Genomic DNA, 17,737 nt, shown 5'->3' on the forward strand with positions numbered 1-17,737 from the left:
GGCAGTAAGGAGGGGTATTTTTGATCGTCATTGATCAGTTGACTGCAGAACGAACCAAGTTACAAAGACAGTTCTCCACAGAGATCCAGTTCCACAAGCTGCCGAATGTTTGTTACTTCGAGTCCTGCCCCCAGCAACCCGTGTAACTTGCCGAACGCTGCCTCGCGAGTCATGCCGCCACCGGACAACACGCCAACACCGCGCAAGCGGCTGCCGGCTTCATACACATCCAGTTCCACACCGCCTTCATGGCACTGCGTGACCGCCACCACGACCACGCCGCTGTCCCGCGCCCGGCCGAGGCTGGCGAGGAATTGCGGGTTGTCGCTCGGCCCGGTGCCGCTGCCGTAGCACTCCAGCACCAGACCCTGAATGCCGCTGTCGAGCAGGCCGTCGATGATCTCGGCGCCAATGCCCGGGAACAGCGGCAACACGGCAACTTTTGCCAGTTGCTTCGGTTGGTTGTAGTTCAACGCTGCTGGCAGGGAAGTGGCTTTCACGCCGCCACCCTGGCGCTCCAGGCGTTTGAACGGGTGACGGCCGAAGCTGCGCACTTTTGCGCAACGGGTCGGCGCCAGCAGCTCGCCGTGGAAGTACAGGTGCACGCCCGGCGCCAGGCCGTGGCCGAGGGCGACCAGTGCGCCGCTGAGGTTTTCCCAGGCGTCGCTGTCGGTGACGCCGGCCGGCAGCATCGAGCCGGTGAAGCACACGCGGGCGTGCAGGCCGAGCAACTGGAAGCTCATGGCGGCGGCGCTGTAGGCCAGGGTGTCGGTGCCGTGCAGGATCAGCACGCTGTCGCAACCTTGCACATCGACGGCGTCGACCACCGCTTCACGCAGTTGCTGCCAGTACGCCGGGGTCATGTTGGCGCTGTCGATCAGCGGCGACATCTCGCGAAAGCGCCACTGCGGCACCACCAGCTCCGGCTGGCTGTGCAGGTAATCGCGCATCCGCGCTTCGAAACCGGAGGCCGGGGCCAGGCCATTGGCGCTGGCCTGCATGCCGATGGTGCCACCGGTGTACAGCACCATGACGTGCTGGGCGGCAGGGTAGGTCGAGGAATTCATGGGGAGTTCTCCTGAACGAGGACAGCATGCGGTCGAGCATGACGCCGACCGCTGCTTGTGTCACGCCGGGCGCAGGATCTGCGCCTGGTTTTTACCCGATCAGCGTTGCGCTGCCGGGATGCCTTGCGGCTGAGCGTTGGCCTGGGTGTCGGCCGACGGGTTGGCAGGCCAGGCTTTCAGGTCCAGATCCAGGTCGCTGAACTTGCTGGAGTCGAACACCGGTTGGTCGACGCCTGCGCGGCGCTGCGCATCGTAGTCGCGCATCACGCGCATGCCGACCTTGAACAGCAAGGCCAGGGCCATCAGGTTGACGAAGGCCAGGCAGGTCATGGTGATGTCGGCGAAGGCGAACACGGTCGACAGATCCTGCATCGAACCCCAGACCACCAGCGCCAGCACCAGACCGCGGAACGTCATCAGCGCAGCGCGGTTGCGGGTGAGGAACTGCAGGCTGTTTTCGCCCAGGTAGTAGTTGTAGAGGATGCACGTGAAGACGAACAGCGACAGCGCGACGCTGACGAACATGCGGCCCCAGTCACCCACCACGGCGGCCAGCGAGTTCTGGGTCAGGACGATGCCGTCACCTTCGAAGCCCGGGGTGTAGAAGCCCGACAGCAGGATCAGCAGTGCGGTGCAGGTGCAGATCACGAACGTGTCGAGGAACACGCTGAACGCCTGAACCACGCCCTGAGCGCCCGGGTGCTTCACGGCGGCCACGGCGGCGACGTTCGGCGCACTGCCCAGGCCCGCTTCGTTGGCGAACACGCCACGTTTCACGCCCATCACGATTGCGCTGCCGAGCAGGCCGCCGAAGGCCGGGTCGAGACCGAAGGCGCTTTTGAAGATGGTGACCAGCATGGCTGGCACGTGTTCGATCTGGGTGCCGATCACATACAGGGTCACGCCGATGTAGGCCAGGGTCTTGATCGGTACCAGCAGGTCAGACACCGAAGCGATGCGCTTGATGCCGCCGATGAAGGTGATGGCCAGCAGCACTGCCAGGACGATGCCGGTGTGTTGCGGGTCAAAGGCAAAGGCGTTCTGCAGCGAGTGGGTCACGGTGTAGGACTGCAGGCCGATGAAGGCGAAGCCGTAGGTGACCAGCAGCAGGATCGAGAACACCACCGCCATGCCCTTGAGCTTCAGGCCGTGCTGGATGTAGTAGGCCGGACCGCCACGGTACAGGCCGTCGCCATCGGCGCGCTTGTAGACCTGGGCCAGCGTACATTCGAAGAAGCTGCTGGACATGCCGACCAGTGCGGTCACCCACATCCAGAACACCGCACCCGGACCACCCAGGGTCACGGCGATGCCGACACCGGCGATGTTGCCTGCACCGACGCGGCCGGCGAGGCTGAGCATCAGGGCCTGGAACGAGCTGAGTTGCCCGGCGCTGCCTTTGAGGCTGTCGCGGAACACCGCGAACATGTGGAAGAAGTGGCGCAATTGAACGAAACGCGAGCGAATCGTGAAGTAGCTACCGAGCCCGACAATGAGCACGATCAGTACTTTCCCTGAGAGGAAGTCGTTGATGACTTCGAGCATGGATTTTTCCTCGCTGTTTATTGTTTAAGCAAATGCTGGATGGTCAGAAACATCGCGTTACACCGGTGTGCGTGCGGCACAACGGGCGAGGCGAGGGTTTCGTCCCGGATCCATATCGCGGGTTTGTTATTAGTTCGGGTTTCGCATGGGTTATGGCCTCGTTACCGACGACCGCTCACGCGAAGAGGGGCGGCACTATACCGATCAGTGCGGCGCCCGTCTGCACGGTTGTGGTGCAAGCGACGAAACGAAGCTTTGAAACACCCGACGTTACCGGCGTCGGGCTTGTCTGGGAGCCGGTTTGCAGCCAGCTTCCATACATACGGTTCTCAGGTTCAAACAGTTAAAAAAAAGGGCTCGGGGAATGCTCCCCAAGCCCTCAAAAGGTGAGAGGTGTCTAGTCCCTCGACCTGGTGAGCGGTGCTACACGTCACGCGTCGGCTCAGGCTTTGAGCGGAACCAGACGCGGAGCAATCATGTTTTCCGGGCGCAGGATGTCGGCGAGCATGGCTTCGTCGAGCAGACCTTCTTCGCGCACCAGTTCCAGCACGCCGCGGCCGCTTTCAAGGGCGATACGGGCGATACGGGTGGCGTTTTTGTAGCCGATGTACGGGTTCAGTGCGGTGACCAGACCGATCGAGTGTTCGACCAGTTCGCGGCAGCGCGCTTCGTTGGCGGTGATGCCGACGATGCAGTGCTCGCGCAGCATGTCCATGGCGCGTTGCAGCAGGCGGATCGAGTCGAGGATCTTGAAGGCGATCAGCGGCTCCATCACGTTCAGTTGCAGTTGGCCGCCTTCGGCTGCCATGGTCAGCGCCAGATCGTTACCGATGACTTGGAATGCCACCTGGTTCACGGCTTCCGGGATTACCGGGTTGACCTTGCCTGGCATGATCGAGCTGCCTGGCTGACGCGCCGGCAGGTTGATTTCGTTGATGCCGGTGCGCGGGCCGCTGGACAGCAGGCGCAGGTCGTTGCAGATCTTCGACAGTTTGACCGCGGTGCGCTTGAGCATGCCAGAGAACAGTACAAAGGCGCCCATGTCGGAGGTGGCTTCGATCAGGTCGGCGGCTGGAACCAGCGGTTGACCGCTGATCAGCGCCAGACGCTGTACGGCCAGGGCCTGGTAACGCGGGTCAGCGTTGATGCCGGTACCGATCGCGGTGCCGCCCAGGTTCACTTCAGTCAGCAGTTCCGGGGCCAGCGTCTTCAGACGGGCCAGGTCTTCGCCCATGGTGGTGGCGAAAGCACGGAATTCCTGACCCAGGGTCATCGGTACGGCGTCTTGCAGCTGGGTACGGCCCATCTTCAGGACGTGATTGAATTCTTCACCCTTGGCCGCGAACGCCTGAATCAGGCTGTCGAGGCTGGCCAGCAGCGCGTCGTGACCCAGCAGCAGACCCAGGCGGATCGCGGTCGGGTAGGCGTCGTTGGTCGACTGCGCCATGTTCACGTCGTCGTTCGGGTGCAGGTACTGGTATTCGCCTTTCTGGTGGCCCATCGCTTCAAGAGCAATGTTGGCGATCACTTCGTTGGCGTTCATGTTGGTGGAGGTACCGGCGCCACCTTGAATCATGTCGACCACGAACTCTTCGTGGAAATCGCCGCGGATCAGACGGGCACAGGCTTCGCTGATGGCAGCGTGCTTGGCTTCGCTCAGGTGACCCAGCTCGCGGTTGGCGTCAGCGGCAGCCTGTTTGACCATCGCCAGACCGACAACCAGCTTCGGGTAGTGCGAAATCGGAACGCCCGAGAGACGGAAGTTGTTCACCGCTCGCAGGGTCTGGATGCCGTAATACGCTTGAGCAGGGACTTCGAGGGTGCCAAGCAGGTCGTTTTCTGTGCGGAATGATGCAGCGGAGGACATGATAGAAATCATCTCGATATGGACCCGGTCTGTGCCGGAACGCTGCGAATGCTAGGCTTGTGGGAATTTTTGGGCCAATGCTGTTAAACACTGCCCTATGCACATTCGGCATAATGCCCGTGTGACGCCGCGTGCGCGGCAGACGTGTGACCTGTTTTGGTGCGTGTCCGGGAGGACGTGATGAATCTGGAAAGCAAATGGCTCGAGGACTTCAGTGCTCTGGCCGCCACCCGCAGCTTCTCGCAGGCGGCCGAACGGCGCTTCGTGACCCAGCCGGCGTTCAGTCGGCGGATCCGCAGTCTGGAAGCGGCTCTCGGACTGACGCTGGTCAACCGCTCGCGTACGCCGATCGAGCTGACGGCGGCGGGGCAACTGTTCCTGGTAACCGCGCGTACCGTGGTCGAACAGCTCGGTGAAGTGCTGCGCCATCTTCATCATCTGGAAGGCGGGCAGGGCGAAGTGATCCAGGTCGCGGCGGCGCACTCGCTGGCACTCGGCTTCTTTCCGCGCTGGATCGCGCAACTGCGCAACGAAGGCCTGAACATCGCTACCCGGCTGGTCGCGACCAACGTTGGCGACGCGGTGCACGCGCTGCGTGAAGGTGGTTGCGATCTGATGCTGGCGTTCTACGACCCGGACGCCGCCATGCAGATGGACCCGGAAATCTTCCCGTCGCTGCACCTGGGCCAGACCGAAATGCTTCCGGTGTGTGCGGCAGATGCCAATGGCAAACCGTTGTTCGATCTGGAAGGCGAGGGCAGTGTGCCGTTGCTGGCGTACAGCGCCGGGGCGTTTCTCGGGCGTTCGGTGAATGGCTTGCTGCGCCAGCGTCAGCTGCGCTTCACCACGATTTATGAAACGGCCATGGCCGACAGCCTGAAAAGCATGGCGCTGGAAGGTCTCGGCATTGCCTGGGTGCCGCAACTCAGCGTGCGGGCTGAACTGGCCCGCGGTGAACTGGTGGTTTGCGGCGGCTCGCAATGGCATGTGCCGCTGGAGATTCGCCTGTACCGCTGCGCGCTGGTGCGCAAGGCCAACGTGCGGTTGTTGTGGCGCAAGCTTGAAGGTGGTGCGGCGGGCTCCTCATCTTGATGGAGCACTGATAGCGCGTAACGGAAAGCCGGGAATGAAGCAGGCGTGTATCTGCTTCAGTCCTCTTCATCATCATATTCGGGGCGCGGGACTGCTCGTGTCGGACCTGATGTTTTCTTTGCGTCCAGATAGGCTCGGATGTTCTCTCGGTTTTTATCACTGAAGCGATCGGCATCGTGGCGAAGTTCAGAAAAATCATCAGTCGGTTTCATGACTGTTTCACTCCACCAACCGTTGTATAAGACTTCGCTGTCTTGGTGTACTGCATTGAACATATGGCCAACTTCGTGAGCAGCGGTGCGACGTTTTTCTATTGAGGCTATACCCGCGTAGCCTGGCAAATCGGCAATTCCTAGTACTTGGCTATTGATAGCGCTGCGCGTCAGTAGCAAGAATTTGTTGAAGCGCGGGTTCAGATCTTTCCTCGGACGGTTGCGTCGGTAGTTGTCGACGGCGATTTTCCAGGCGCTCAGCGAAGTGCTGGCATCACTGTTTTTATACGGATGATTGGTCAGACCTGGCGCCTCTTCCGGGCTGATCAGGCGAATCAACATCTTGCGGCCGGAAATACTCTCCATTTCCTCGGAGAGCCACGAGAAACAATTTTCGTAAAGGTCGTCTTTACTGTAATCAGCCAAGTCCTGGTGGATGAAGACAAGTAGCGCCAGTGGTTCCTTGAACATGGTTATCCTTTTTATGATTTTGGTGCTTCGTCAGTTGGAATGACGTAGCCGGTTTGTATTGAGTTTTGTGGTAAAGATGTGCTGTTGAATGTTTTTTGGATGCCCGGTTATTCAATTGAGTAGTGAGCGTCGGGAGTGGGTTGAATATAAACTATTAATCGTTGATTACTTTCTGGAGTGTTTTTGTTTTTATTGCGTGAAGTTAAGGGAAGTGTCGAAGTGCAGTCGCCATGCAATCAAGCGGGTGTTTTTTAAGTTGGGAAAATCCAAGGTGTATTCTTGATTTTTGAGTCAGTAAAGTCAGGTATTCAAGGCAGATGACAGATGGTCGCAACGGGGGCTGTTTATTGCTTTCTTTGCGGTATACTGCGCGGCCTTCGGCCGGTTCGTCCGGCCATTTTTCCTACAACAAGCCACGCATCCTGCGTGGCTTGTTGTTTTTGACGCGCCTGCGGGCGCCCAGAGAGAAGAGGCGCGACGATGAGTGCACTGGTTGGCGTGATCATGGGCTCCAAGTCCGATTGGTCCACCCTTAGCCACACCGCCGATATGCTGGAAAAGCTCGGCATCCCTTACGAGGTCAAGGTGGTTTCCGCCCACCGCACCCCGGATCTGCTGTTCCAGTACGCCGAAGAGGCTGAAGGCCGCGGCATCGAGGTGATCATCGCCGGTGCCGGTGGCGCAGCCCACCTGCCAGGCATGTGTGCGGCCAAAACCCACCTGCCGGTGCTGGGCGTGCCGGTGCAGTCAGCCATGCTTTCGGGCGTCGACTCGCTGCTGTCGATCGTGCAGATGCCGGCCGGTATTCCGGTTGCCACTCTGGCCATCGGCAAGGCCGGTGCGATCAACGCAGCCCTGCTGTCGGCGAGCATCCTGGGCGCCAAGCATCCGCAATTCCACGCGGTACTGAAAACCTTCCGTGCCGAGCAGACAGACAGCGTCCTGGACAATCCAGACCCACGTATTGCCTGAGGTTGTTGAGATGAAAATCGGTGTAATCGGTGGCGGCCAGTTGGGTCGCATGTTGGCCCTGGCGGGCACCCCGCTGGGCATGAACTTCGCTTTCCTCGACCCTGCGCCGGACGCTTGCGCCGCTGCGCTGGGCGAACACCTGCGGGCCGATTACGGCGATCAGGATCACCTGCGTCAATTGGCCGATGAAGTCGATCTGGTGACCTTCGAGTTCGAAAGCGTCCCGGCGGAAACCGTGGCGTTCCTTTCGCAGTTCGTGCCGGTCTACCCGAGCGCTGAAGCCCTGCGCATCGCCCGCGACCGCTGGTTCGAAAAGAGCATGTTCAAGGACCTGGGGATTCCGACCCCGGCGTTCGCCGACATCCAGTCGCAAGCCGACCTGGACGCCGCCGTTGCGTCGATCGGCCTGCCGGCCGTCCTGAAAACCCGCACCCTGGGTTACGACGGCAAGGGCCAGAAAGTCCTGCGCAAGCCGGAAGATGTGGTCGGTACCTTCGCCGAACTGGGCAGCGTGCCTTGCCTGCTGGAAGGCTTCGTGCCATTCACTGGCGAAGTGTCGCTGATCGCCGTGCGCGCCCGCGATGGCGAGACGAAGTTCTATCCACTGGTGCACAACACCCACGACAGCGGCATCCTCAAGCTGTCGGTCGCCAGCTCCGATCACCCGCTTCAGGCCCTGGCCGAAGATTATTCCAGCCGCGTGCTCAAACAGCTGGATTATGTCGGTGTGATGGCGTTCGAGTTCTTTGAAGTCGACGGCGGCCTCAAGGCCAACGAAATCGCACCGCGCGTGCACAACTCCGGGCACTGGACCACCGAAGGCGCCGAGTGCAGCCAGTTCGAAAACCACCTGCGGGCCGTTGCCGGTCTGCCGCTGGGTTCGACCGCCAAGGTCGGCGAGAGCGCGATGCTCAACTTCATCGGCGTTGTTCCGCCGGTTGAAAAAGTCATCGCCATCGACGATTGCCACCTGCACCACTACGGCAAGGCCTTCAAGGCCGGGCGCAAGGTCGGTCACGCCAACCTGCGCTGCAAGGACAAGGCGACCCTCGAGCAACAGATTCTCAAGGTCGAAGCGCTGATCGCCGAGTAACGACAGTTTCATCTGGCAGCGGCGGAACCATTAAGGGGCCGCCGTTCTCTGATGGCAGGATGCGAAAGTCTGGCTAGGCTTCATCGCATATCTACCATTCAGAGGGAAATGCCATGGGAATTATCGGAACCATCTTTATCGGCCTCATTGTCGGCCTGCTGGCGCGGTTCCTGAAACCGGGCGATGACAGCATGGGCTGGATCATGACCATCCTGCTCGGTATCGGCGGTTCGCTGGCAGCCACTTACGGCGGCCAGGCCCTGGGCATCTATCAGGCGGGTCAGGGCGCCGGTTTCATCGGCGCACTGGTCGGCGCGATCGTGCTGCTGGTGATCTACGGCCTGATCAAAAAGAACTGATCCAAAGCGACAAAACCCTCTCTGCCAATCCGGCGGGGAGGGCTAAAATGCTCGGCGATTCAGCGTTCCCTCCTTACTTCGAGCATCCTTTACCGAGCACCTTCATGCGCCGTTTTCTGTTGACTCTCCTTTTGCTGGGCAGCGGTCTGGCCCACGCCGGCGATCTGCCGGAAACCGACTGGCTGGAACTGATGCCCAAGTCGGATCAGAAAGCCCTCGAGGCCATGCCTGAAATCGATCACAACTCCCCGGAAGCCACCGGCACCTTCACCGAGAAGGGCGGGATGAAGCAGGCCAAGGGTTTGCCGGCGGTGATGTATTCGACCAAGACCGTGGCGTCGATGAACGACAAACACATCCGCATCGGTGGGTATCCGGTGCCGCTGGAATCCGACGCCAAGGGTCGCAGCACGCTGTTCTTCCTCGTGCCGTATCCGGGCGCGTGCATCCATGTGCCGCCACCGCCACCGAATCAACTGGTGCTGGTGCGTTATCCAAAAGGCTTGAAGCTGGATGACATCTATACGCCGCTATGGGTGACCGGCACGCTGAAGATCGAAAAGGTCAGCAATGATCTCGCCGACGCGGCCTATGCGCTGGAGGCAGACAAGGTGCGGGTGGTGCAGGAATCGGATCTGTAATTCAGACCCGCAAAAAAAATCGCAGCCCCAGGGCTGCGATTTTTGTTTTCAGAGTGGCTGGCTGCCGACGCTGACACCCATGGTGTGGCTGGCATCCGGCGCCAGGTTCATCACATCACTCATCACGTTCGCCGTCTCGATGCAGAGCATGCGCTGCCAGCCATCGTTGTCCATGTCGCTGAGCGCAGCGGCGCGGTCGATCCACGGGTTCCAGATCACCGCCGTGCGGGAGCCGGTGGTGGTCAGCACGATGCGCCGTTCCCAGGCCGGGTCGACGATGCTCAGTTGCGCAGGGGCGTCGAGGTAGATGCGGTCGGTTTCCCCGGCAAAACGCAGATCACCCTGCTGGGTGAAGGTTTTCCAGTCGTCCAGGGTCTCGATGTAATCCAGGCCATCCACGCCTTCGACGCGCACGTTGCGCACATCGCTGACCGCGAAATAGCTGTGCAGCGCCTGACTGATGCTGACGGTGTCGGTGCCACGGTTGTGGCTGGTCAGACTGATGTGCAACTGATCGTCGAGGCGCAGGGTCAGGGTCAGGTCGACCTGATGCGGCCACTCCGGAAAACCGCCCTCGGGGTAGGGCAGCTTGAATTCCACTTTCAGGCTTTCGCCTTCGGTTTCGATGCCGCCCAGTTCCCAATCCATCGCCCGGACAAATCCGTGGGCACCGGCCGGTTCTTCGCTCGTGCGCATCGCCTGCACGTTCTGCGGGTTGCGTTCGAACTTGCCGAACCACGGCCAGCACACCGGCACACCGGCGCGGATGCTCTTGCCGGTCTTGAACACGGCCTTGTCGTTCAGCCAGATCAGTGGCGGCTGGCCGTCCACCTGATAACTGAGGATGTGCGCGCCTTGCTGGGCCACCAGCACTTCGGCCTGACCGTGGCGGATGCGCCAGCAGTTCAGTTCATCCAGTTTCACGGCTTCAACGTTGGGCGTGTTCATGGGACAACTCTCGATCAGCAACTTGGACGACTATCGACCGTGAAACGGCCGCGAGGTTTAACGTGCGCGTGGCGGAACCGAACGGGTGCGGCCGCTGCCATCGATGGCGACGAACACGAACACCGCTTCGGTCACTTTACGCCACTCGCTGGACAGCGGGTCGTCGCTCCACACCTCGACCATCATCTGGATCGAGCTGCGACCGATTTCCAGGGTCTGGGTATAAAAGGACAATTGCGCGCCGACAGCCACCGGTACCAGAAACGCCATGCGGTCGATGGCCACGGTCGCGACACGGCCACCGGCAACACGGCTGGCCATGGCCGTGCCGGCCAGGTCCATCTGCGCCACCAGCCAGCCGCCGAAAATATCGCCGAAGCCGTTGGTTTCGCGGGGAAGCGCGGTGATTTGCAAGGCCAGGTCGCCTTGCGGGATCGGATCTTCTTGTTCGAGCTCTATCATGCCGGGGGGCCTCTGACCCGTGACTCTTCGTTGGGTATTGCTGGTGGTAGCCGTCTTCGGGAAAAACGATTCAGCACCGAACATACTACGTTCGTCACGTTTTCCATCAGGCGCCTAAGGAGAAACTCTGCGAAACCGGCTAATCCCGAGCAAGGGTCGGGCCAACGGCGTTTTCGCACAGCAACCCCTTACAAACCGGAGCAAGGTGGCGAGTATATCGATCGGTAGACTCCGCGACGACCGTCCGGTTCTGATTTCGACCGGCAAATACGCACCTCTATGTGCTTTTTCGAACAATTTGCTATGGTGCCGAACCTGCCCGAGCCACAGCCAGCGTTGTTGTGGCGGCAGATCCGACTATAAGAGAAGACCTTGCCATGACCACAGCGCCCTCGAGCCTCGCGCAGCCCGACCAACCCGCACGACCGTTGACCCGCAATGACTACAAGACTCTGTCGCTATCGGCCCTGGGGGGCGCGCTGGAGTTCTACGATTTCATCATCTTCGTGTTCTTTGCCACCGTGGTCGGCAAATTGTTCTTCCCGGCCGACATGCCCGAGTGGCTGCGCCTGATGCAGACTTTCGGCATCTTCGCCGCCGGTTACCTCGCGCGGCCGCTGGGCGGGATCGTGATGGCGCACTTCGGCGACCTGCTGGGGCGCAAGAAAATGTTCACCCTGAGCATTTTCATGATGGCCGTGCCGACCCTGATCATGGGCCTGCTGCCGACCTACGCGCAGATCGGCCTGTGGGCGCCGATTCTGTTGCTGTTGATGCGCGTCATTCAGGGCGCGGCGATTGGCGGTGAGGTTCCGGGGGCGTGGGTCTTCGTTTCCGAACACGTGCCCGGCAAGCACATCGGCTACGCCTGCGGCACTCTGACCAGCGGCCTGACGGCGGGTATCCTGCTCGGCTCGCTGGTCGCCACTGCGATCAACAGCATCTATACCCCAACGGAAGTCTCGGATTACGCCTGGCGGATCCCGTTCCTGTTGGGTGGCGTGTTCGGTCTGTTCTCGGTCTACCTGCGTCGCTGGCTGCACGAAACCCCGGTATTCGCCGAACTGCAACAGCGCAAGGCGCTGGCCGAAGAAGTGCCGCTGCGCGCCGTGCTGCGTGACCACCGCGGGGCGATCGCGGTGTCGATGCTGCTGACCTGGCTGCTATCCGCCGGCATCGTCGTGGTGATCCTGATGACCCCGACCGTGCTGCAGACGGTCTATCACTTCTCGCCGACTACCGCGCTGCAATCCAACAGCCTGGCGATCGTGTTTCTGAGCTTCGGCTGCATCATTTCCGGTGCGCTGGCGGATCGCTTTGGCGCCGGTCGCGTGTTCGTATTCGGTTGCCTGGGCTTGCTGGCCAGTTCCTGGACGTTCTATCACAGTCTCGCCGATCACCCGGACTGGCTGTTCCCGCTGTACGCGCTGACCGGTTTCCTGGTCGGCACCATCGGCGCGGTGCCATATGTGATGGTGAAGGCGTTTCCGCCGGTGGTGCGCTTCAGTGGTCTGTCCTTCTCTTATAACGTCGCTTACGCGATCTTCGGCGGCCTGACCCCGATGGTCGTCAGCCTGCTGCTGAAAGAAAGCGCGATGGGGCCTGCCTACTATGTGGCGGTGCTGTGCGGGATGGGGATCCTGGTCGGCGCGTGGTTGTGGAGCAAAGGTCGCTAAGCCATCTTCACACTTGCCGTTACAACTGAAAGGCCAGCCTTCCGACAGGGATGCTGGCCTTTCATCCAATTGTCATATTTCAGCCATAGAGTGTTCACACGGCCTGCTGATACTTGGCCCCGACTTAACACACCCTATCTGCTAGGAGTAAGGCATGAAACTGAAGCGTTTGATGGCGGCAATGACTTTTGTCGCTGCTGGCGTTGCGACTGCCAACGCGGTTGCCGCTGTTGACCCTGCTATCCCGAGCTACACCAAGACCACTGGTGTGTCGGGCAACCTGTCCAGCGTCGGTTCCGATACCCTGGCCAACCTCATGACCCTCTGGGCTGAGAACTACAAAAAAGAATACCCGAACGTAAACATCCAGATTCAGGCCGCTGGCTCCGCCACCGCGCCACCTGCGCTGACTGAAGGCACCTCCAACCTGGGCCCGATGAGCCGCAAGATGAAGGACACCGAACTGGCGGCCTTCGAACAGAAATACGGCTACAAGCCAACCGCTATCCCGGTTGCCGTGGACGCCCTGGCTGTTTTCGTGCACAAGGACAACCCGATCCAGCACCTGACCATGGAACAGGTTGACGCGATCTTCTCGTCCACCCGTCTGTGCGGCGCCAAGGCCGACGTGAAAACCTGGGGTGACCTGGGCGTGACCGGCGACCTGGCCAACAAGCCGGTTCAACTGTTCGGTCGCAACTCGGTATCCGGCACCTACGGCTACTTCAAGGAAGAAGCCCTGTGCAAAGGCGACTACAAGCCTAACGTCAACGAACAACCAGGCTCGGCTTCGGTCGTGCAGTCGATCAGCTCCTCGCTGAACGGCATCGGTTACTCGGGCATCGGCTACAAGACCGCCAGCGTGAAAACCGTTGCTCTGTCGAAGAAGGGCAGCACTGACTTCATCGAAGACACCGAAGAAAACGCCCTGAACGGCAAATACCCGCTGTCGCGTTTCCTGTACGTGTACGTCAACAAGGCCCCGAACAAGCCTCTGGCCCCGCTGGAAGCCGAGTTCGTGAAACTGGTTCTGTCGAAACAGGGCCAGGAAGTGGTCGTGAAAGACGGCTACATCCCGCTGCCAGCCAAGGTTGCTGCAAAAGCACTGGCTGACCTGGGTCTGCAGGAAGGCGGCGCTGAAGTCGCAAAAAAGTAACAAACTGAGTCAGGGGTGAACCACGCCTGACTCCCGTGTGGGGCCCGGCCCGCAAGCGGCCCGGCCCCCATACTCCCCGAATTCTTCTATCCACTGCCAGTGCCCTGCTGGCGGCGGATTTGGTGCGTCACTGCATTGTCATCTTTCTGTCATACAGGATCGCTAGGGTGTGCGCATGAATGATCTGGCCAATTCCAAAATGACTACGAACCCTCCCAAGCGCATTGACTTCAATACGCCTGAGTTGCAACGCAAGCGCCGCATTCGCGCGCTCAAGGATCGCTTCACCCGCTGGTACGTCCTCGTCGGCGGTCTGGCGGTGCTGGCAGCCATCACCCTGATCTTCTTCTTCCTCGCCTACGTGGTCGCGCCGCTGTTCAAAGGTGCTGACCTGACTGCGAAAGATGCAATCACCCCGGCCTGGATGCAGGACGCCGGCAAGCCGCTGATGATTTCGCTCGAAGAGCAGAATCAGGTGGCCATGCGCGTTTCCGACAAGGGCCAGGCGCTGTTCTTCGACATCGACAGTGGCGCTGAATTGAAGCGCGTCGATCTGCCCCTGCCGGCAGGCGCCAGTGTGACCTCGATCGGCGAAGACCAGCCGGGCCATCCGCTGGTGGCCGTGGGCCTGTCCAACGGCCAGGCGCTGGTGTTCCGTCACACTTATAAAGTCAGCTACCCGGATGGCAAGAAGACCATCACTCCGGCCATCGAGTACCCGTACGGCGAGACACCGATCGCACTCAACGAAAGCGGCGGTGCGCTGGAGCATGTCAGCCTCAATGCCACCGATTCGACCCTGATGCTGGTCGGCTCCACCGGTTCGCAACTCAATGTGCTGTCGCTGACCAGCGAAGAAAACATGATGACCGGCGAAGTCACCAACGAGCAGAAGCGGATTGATCTGCCGCAGATGACCGAGCCGGTGAAAAACATCTTCGTCGACCCGCGCCAGCAATGGCTGTACGTGGTCAACGGGCGTGCCCAGGCCGACGTGTTCAGCCTGCGCGACAAGAGCCTCAACGGACGCTACAAGCTGCTGGAAAACGCCGACGCCGAAGTCACCGCCGCCACGCAACTGGTGGGTGGCATCTCGCTGATCGTCGGTGACTCCAAGGGTGGTCTGGCCCAGTGGTTCATGGCCCGCGACACCGATGGCGAACTGCGCCTGAAGCAGATCCGCACCTTTCAGATGGGCACCACGCCGATCGTGGAAATCTCCGCCGAAGAACGTCGCAAGGGCTTCCTGGCCCTGGATGCCAGCGGCAAGCTCGGCGTGTTCCACAGCACCGCGCACCGCACCTTGCTGGTCGATCAAGTCGTCGAAGGCCAGGGCCTGTTCGGCCTGTCGCCGCGCGCCAACCGCGTGATCGTCGAAGCCGGCGGCAAGCTGCAACCGCTGCTGCTCGACAACCCGCACCCGGAAGTTTCGTGGAGCGCGCTGTGGAGCAAGGTCTGGTACGAGAACTACGACGAGCCTAAATACGTCTGGCAATCGACTGCGGCCAACACCGATTTCGAACCGAAACTGAGCCTGTCGCCACTGACCTTCGGCACCCTGAAAGCCGCGTTCTACGCGATGCTGCTGGCTGCACCGCTGGCCGTCGCCGCTGCGATCTACACCGCGTACTTCATGGCCCCGGGCATGCGCCGCAAGGTCAAACCGGTGATCGAGCTGATGGAAGCGATGCCGACGGTGATCCTTGGTTTCTTCGCCGGTCTGTTCCTCGCGCCGTATGTGGAAGGGCACCTGCCGGGCATCTTCAGCCTGCTGATGCTGCTGCCGATCGGCATTCTGATCGCCGGTTTCACCTTCAGCCGCCTGCCTGAATCGATCCGCCTGAAAGTCCCGGACGGCTGGGAAAGTGCGCTGCTGATCCCGGTGATCCTGTTCGTGGGCTGGCTGTCGCTGTACATGAGCCCGTTCATGGAGAACTGGTTCTTCGGCGGTGACATGCGCATGTGGATCTCCCACGACCTGGGCATCACCTACGACCAGCGCAACGCTCTGGTGGTCGGTCTGGCCATGGGTTTTGCGGTGATCCCGAACATCTACTCGATCGCCGAAGACGCCGTGTTCAGCGTGCCGCGCGGCCTGACCCTGGGCTCGCTGGCCCTCGGTGCCACGCCTTGGCAGACCATGACTCGCGTGGTGATCCTGACCGCCAGCCCGGGCATTTTCTCGGCACTGATGATCGGCATGGGCCGTGCAGTCGGCGAGACCATGATCGTGCTGATGGCCACCGGCAACACCCCGGTCATGGAAATGAACCTGTTCGAAGGCCTGCGCACCCTGGCCGCCAACGTCGCGGTGGAAATGCCGGAGTCGGAAGTCGGCGGCAGCCACTACCGCGTGCTGTTCCTCTCGGCGCTGGTGCTGCTGTTGTTCACCTTCGTCATGAACACCCTCGCAGAACTGATTCGTCAGCGTCTGCGCAAGAAATACTCGTCGCTTTAAGAAAGGTAGAAGTCTGTGAAACAGAACTCCCTGAAAGGATGGTTCAAGAGCGGCGCCCCGGGCGTCTGGATCAGCGGTGGCGCGGTGTCCATCGCGGTCATCATGACCATTGGCCTGCTGGCGGTGATTGCCGTGCGCGGTCTGGGTCACTTCTGGCCGGCGGATCTGATCCACGCCAGCTATGACGTACCGGGCCAGGGCCAGCATCTGGTCGTGGGCGAGGTGGTGCAGAAAGAAGAAGTGCCGCGCGCCCGTCTGAAGAGCGCCGGCCTGCCGGTGCCGGACGAAGGTCCGGAATTCATGACCCGCGAGCTGATCAAGGTCGGTAACCGTGACCTGAACGGCAACGACTTCACCTGGATCGTCGGCGAGTGGCTGACCGACCAGAAGAATCCGCCGGAGCTGATGGCGCTGGAGCGTCGTGAGTGGGGCAACTTCTACGGCTACCTGGTCAACGTCAAACAGGACGGCAAGGTGATCGCCGAAGGCGAAGCCGCCTGGCCTGAGCTGCAAGCGCGGATCGATCGCGTGAACAAACTTGCCGCCCAGCTCAAGACTCTGGAAAAAGTCGATATCGGTGCGATCAACGCCGGTCTCGAGCGCATCCGTCTGCACGGTCGCAAGCTGGAACTGGAAGGCAAGCTCGACGCCACCGCGCAAGCGGACATGGAATCCGAGCGCGCCGAGCTGAACGCCCGCTATCAGGACATCGAAGCCCGTCTGGCCGACCTGCACGCGCAGTTCAACCGTGACGCTTTGACCGCTCGTGATGCCAACGGCAAGGAAATCGAAATCGGCCTGGGCAAAGTGGTTCACGCCTACCAGCCGAACGCGATGGGTACGTTCACCAAGATCGGTTTCTACTTCAGCAAGGTCTGGGAATTCCTGTCCGACGACCCGCGTGAAGCGAACACCGAAGGCGGGATTTTCCCGGCGATCTTCGGCACCGTGATGATGACCCTGATCATGGCGATGATCGTGACCCCGTTCGGCGTGCTGGCGGCGGTATACCTGCGTGAATACGCCAAGCAGAACACCCTGACCCGGGTGATCCGGATCGCGGTGAATAACCTGGCGGGTGTTCCGGCGATTGTTTACGGCGTGTTCGGTCTGGGCTTCTTCGTCTACGTGCTGGGTGGCTCGCTCGACCGTCTGTTCTTCCCTGAAGCGCTGCCGGCACCGACCTTCGGTACGCCGGGTCTGCTCTGGGCTTCGTTGACCCTGGCGCTGCTGGCGGTGCCGGTGGTGATCGTGGCCACTGAAGAAGGTCTGGCGCGGATTCCTCGCACCGTGCGTGAAGGCTCGCTGGCTCTGGGCGCGACCAAGGCTGAAACCCTGTGGAAGATCGTTCTGCCGATGGCCAGTCCGGCCATGATGACCGGCATGATCCTCGCCGTGGCCCGCGCCGCCGGTGAAGTGGCGCCGCTGATGCTGGTGGGTGTGGTGAAACTGGCGCCGTCGCTGCCGGTGGACGGCAACTACCCGTACCTGCACCTGGATCAGAAGATCATGCACCTGGGCTTCCACATCTATGACGTCGGCTTCCAGAGCCCGAACGTCGAGGCCGCGCGGCCGCTGGTGTACGCCACGGCGCTGTTGCTGGTGCTGGTGATCGCCACCCTGAACCTGTCGGCGGTGTACATCCGTAACCACCTGCGCGAGAAGTACAAGGCGCTGGACAGCTGATCGCCGTCACAAGAATTGAAGGGCTGCCGGCC

15 protein-coding genes are annotated in these 17,737 nt (G+C 61.0%); 9 read left to right on the forward strand and 6 right to left on the reverse strand.

The annotated features are described in order from the left end of the window. Positions 1-59 precede the first annotated feature (59 nt). From ACODTD_RS12200 to aspA, 3 genes are all read right to left on the reverse strand, one after another. Positions 60-1,067, reverse strand: coding sequence for an asparaginase (locus ACODTD_RS12200; RefSeq protein WP_011336626.1), 1,008 nt, complete (start codon positions 1,065-1,067; stop codon positions 60-62). A gap of 99 nt (positions 1,068-1,166) precedes the next feature. Continuing rightward, on the reverse strand, positions 1,167-2,612 hold the full coding sequence (locus tag ACODTD_RS12205; protein WP_011336625.1) for an alanine/glycine:cation symporter family protein: 1,446 nt from the start codon (positions 2,610-2,612) through the stop codon (positions 1,167-1,169). Between the two features lie 442 nt (positions 2,613-3,054). Further along, positions 3,055-4,479, reverse strand: a complete 1,425-nt coding sequence (gene aspA, locus ACODTD_RS12210) for an aspartate ammonia-lyase (protein WP_039765095.1) — start codon at positions 4,477-4,479, stop codon at positions 3,055-3,057. A 180-nt stretch (positions 4,480-4,659) separates the two neighbouring features. On the opposite strand from aspA, the gene ACODTD_RS12215 reads away from it, so the two are divergent. Next, entirely contained in the window at positions 4,660-5,571 is a 912-nt protein-coding gene (locus ACODTD_RS12215) for a LysR substrate-binding domain-containing protein (protein WP_011336623.1), read from the forward strand. A gap of 56 nt (positions 5,572-5,627) precedes the next feature. Here ACODTD_RS12215 and ACODTD_RS12220 read toward each other — a convergent pair whose 3' ends face one another. Then, complete coding sequence (locus ACODTD_RS12220; protein WP_285354278.1) at positions 5,628-6,254, reverse strand: zinc metalloprotease; 627 nt, start codon at positions 6,252-6,254, stop codon at positions 5,628-5,630. A 480-nt stretch (positions 6,255-6,734) separates the two neighbouring features. On the opposite strand from ACODTD_RS12220, the gene purE reads away from it, so the two are divergent. The 4 genes from purE to ACODTD_RS12240 all read left to right on the forward strand — a co-directional run bounded on the left by purE (position 6,735) and on the right by ACODTD_RS12240 (position 9,319). Next, the gene (gene purE, locus ACODTD_RS12225) at positions 6,735-7,226 is read left to right on the forward strand and encodes a 5-(carboxyamino)imidazole ribonucleotide mutase (protein WP_007954291.1); all 492 of its coding nucleotides are present in this window, start codon (positions 6,735-6,737) and stop codon (positions 7,224-7,226) included. A 10-nt stretch (positions 7,227-7,236) separates the two neighbouring features. Further along, on the forward strand, positions 7,237-8,319 hold the full coding sequence (locus ACODTD_RS12230; RefSeq protein ID WP_011336621.1) for a 5-(carboxyamino)imidazole ribonucleotide synthase: 1,083 nt from the start codon (positions 7,237-7,239) through the stop codon (positions 8,317-8,319). Positions 8,320-8,432: 113 nt separating this feature from the next. After that, a complete protein-coding gene (locus ACODTD_RS12235) occupies positions 8,433-8,678 on the forward strand; it encodes a GlsB/YeaQ/YmgE family stress response membrane protein (protein WP_003229635.1) in 246 nt (81 codons plus the stop codon). Positions 8,679-8,782: 104 nt separating this feature from the next. Next, the gene (locus ACODTD_RS12240) at positions 8,783-9,319 is read left to right on the forward strand and encodes a DUF3299 domain-containing protein (protein WP_041475465.1); all 537 of its coding nucleotides are present in this window, start codon (positions 8,783-8,785) and stop codon (positions 9,317-9,319) included. Between the two features lie 48 nt (positions 9,320-9,367). On the opposite strand, the gene ACODTD_RS12245 is transcribed toward ACODTD_RS12240, so the two are convergent. Together ACODTD_RS12245 and ACODTD_RS12250 are read right to left on the reverse strand one after the other, a co-directional pair. Beyond that, entirely contained in the window at positions 9,368-10,267 is a 900-nt protein-coding gene (locus ACODTD_RS12245; protein ID WP_011336619.1) for a D-hexose-6-phosphate mutarotase, read from the reverse strand. A gap of 57 nt (positions 10,268-10,324) precedes the next feature. After that, positions 10,325-10,729, reverse strand: coding sequence for an acyl-CoA thioesterase (locus ACODTD_RS12250; protein WP_003229628.1), 405 nt, complete (start codon positions 10,727-10,729; stop codon positions 10,325-10,327). 377 nt (positions 10,730-11,106) lie between these two features. Here ACODTD_RS12250 and ACODTD_RS12255 point away from each other — a divergent pair, with 377 nt between their 5' ends. From ACODTD_RS12255 to pstA, 4 genes are all read left to right on the forward strand, one after another. Beyond that, positions 11,107-12,405 carry an MFS transporter gene (locus tag ACODTD_RS12255; RefSeq protein ID WP_011336617.1) on the forward strand — a complete coding sequence of 433 codons (1,299 nt, stop codon included), beginning with the start codon at positions 11,107-11,109 and terminating at the stop codon, positions 12,403-12,405. Positions 12,406-12,559: 154 nt separating this feature from the next. Continuing rightward, positions 12,560-13,561, forward strand: a complete 1,002-nt coding sequence (locus ACODTD_RS12260) for a phosphate ABC transporter substrate-binding protein PstS (RefSeq protein WP_011336616.1) — start codon at positions 12,560-12,562, stop codon at positions 13,559-13,561. A 424-nt stretch (positions 13,562-13,985) separates the two neighbouring features. Further along, positions 13,986-16,019, forward strand: a complete 2,034-nt coding sequence (locus ACODTD_RS12265) for an ABC transporter permease subunit (protein ID WP_170928910.1) — start codon at positions 13,986-13,988, stop codon at positions 16,017-16,019. A gap of 15 nt (positions 16,020-16,034) precedes the next feature. Further along, complete coding sequence (gene pstA, locus ACODTD_RS12270) at positions 16,035-17,705, forward strand: phosphate ABC transporter permease PstA (protein ID WP_011336614.1); 1,671 nt, start codon at positions 16,035-16,037, stop codon at positions 17,703-17,705. Positions 17,706-17,737: the final 32 nt, after the last annotated feature.

The organism is Pseudomonas sp. FG35, from assembly GCF_057809295.1.

Bases quoted from the DNA above. Each gene is read 5' to 3' on its own strand.
- aspA (WP_039765095.1), bottom strand. From the start codon at position 4,479: ATGTCCTCCGCTGCATCATTCCGCACAGAAAACGACCTGCTTGGCACC.
- ACODTD_RS12200 (WP_011336626.1), bottom strand. From the start codon at position 1,067: ATGAATTCCTCGACCTACCCTGCCGCCCAGCACGTCATGGTGCTGTAC.
- ACODTD_RS12235 (WP_003229635.1), top strand. From the start codon at position 8,433: ATGGGAATTATCGGAACCATCTTTATCGGCCTCATTGTCGGCCTGCTG.
- ACODTD_RS12215 (WP_011336623.1), top strand. From the start codon at position 4,660: ATGAATCTGGAAAGCAAATGGCTCGAGGACTTCAGTGCTCTGGCCGCC.
- ACODTD_RS12230 (WP_011336621.1), top strand. From the start codon at position 7,237: ATGAAAATCGGTGTAATCGGTGGCGGCCAGTTGGGTCGCATGTTGGCC.
- ACODTD_RS12240 (WP_041475465.1), top strand. From the start codon at position 8,783: ATGCGCCGTTTTCTGTTGACTCTCCTTTTGCTGGGCAGCGGTCTGGCC.
- ACODTD_RS12260 (WP_011336616.1), top strand. From the start codon at position 12,560: ATGAAACTGAAGCGTTTGATGGCGGCAATGACTTTTGTCGCTGCTGGC.
- ACODTD_RS12255 (WP_011336617.1), top strand. From the start codon at position 11,107: ATGACCACAGCGCCCTCGAGCCTCGCGCAGCCCGACCAACCCGCACGA.
- ACODTD_RS12220 (WP_285354278.1), bottom strand. From the start codon at position 6,254: ATGTTCAAGGAACCACTGGCGCTACTTGTCTTCATCCACCAGGACTTG.
- ACODTD_RS12250 (WP_003229628.1), bottom strand. From the start codon at position 10,729: ATGATAGAGCTCGAACAAGAAGATCCGATCCCGCAAGGCGACCTGGCC.
- ACODTD_RS12245 (WP_011336619.1), bottom strand. From the start codon at position 10,267: ATGAACACGCCCAACGTTGAAGCCGTGAAACTGGATGAACTGAACTGC.
- purE (WP_007954291.1), top strand. From the start codon at position 6,735: ATGAGTGCACTGGTTGGCGTGATCATGGGCTCCAAGTCCGATTGGTCC.
- ACODTD_RS12265 (WP_170928910.1), top strand. From the start codon at position 13,986: ATGCAGGACGCCGGCAAGCCGCTGATGATTTCGCTCGAAGAGCAGAAT.
- ACODTD_RS12205 (WP_011336625.1), bottom strand. From the start codon at position 2,612: ATGCTCGAAGTCATCAACGACTTCCTCTCAGGGAAAGTACTGATCGTG.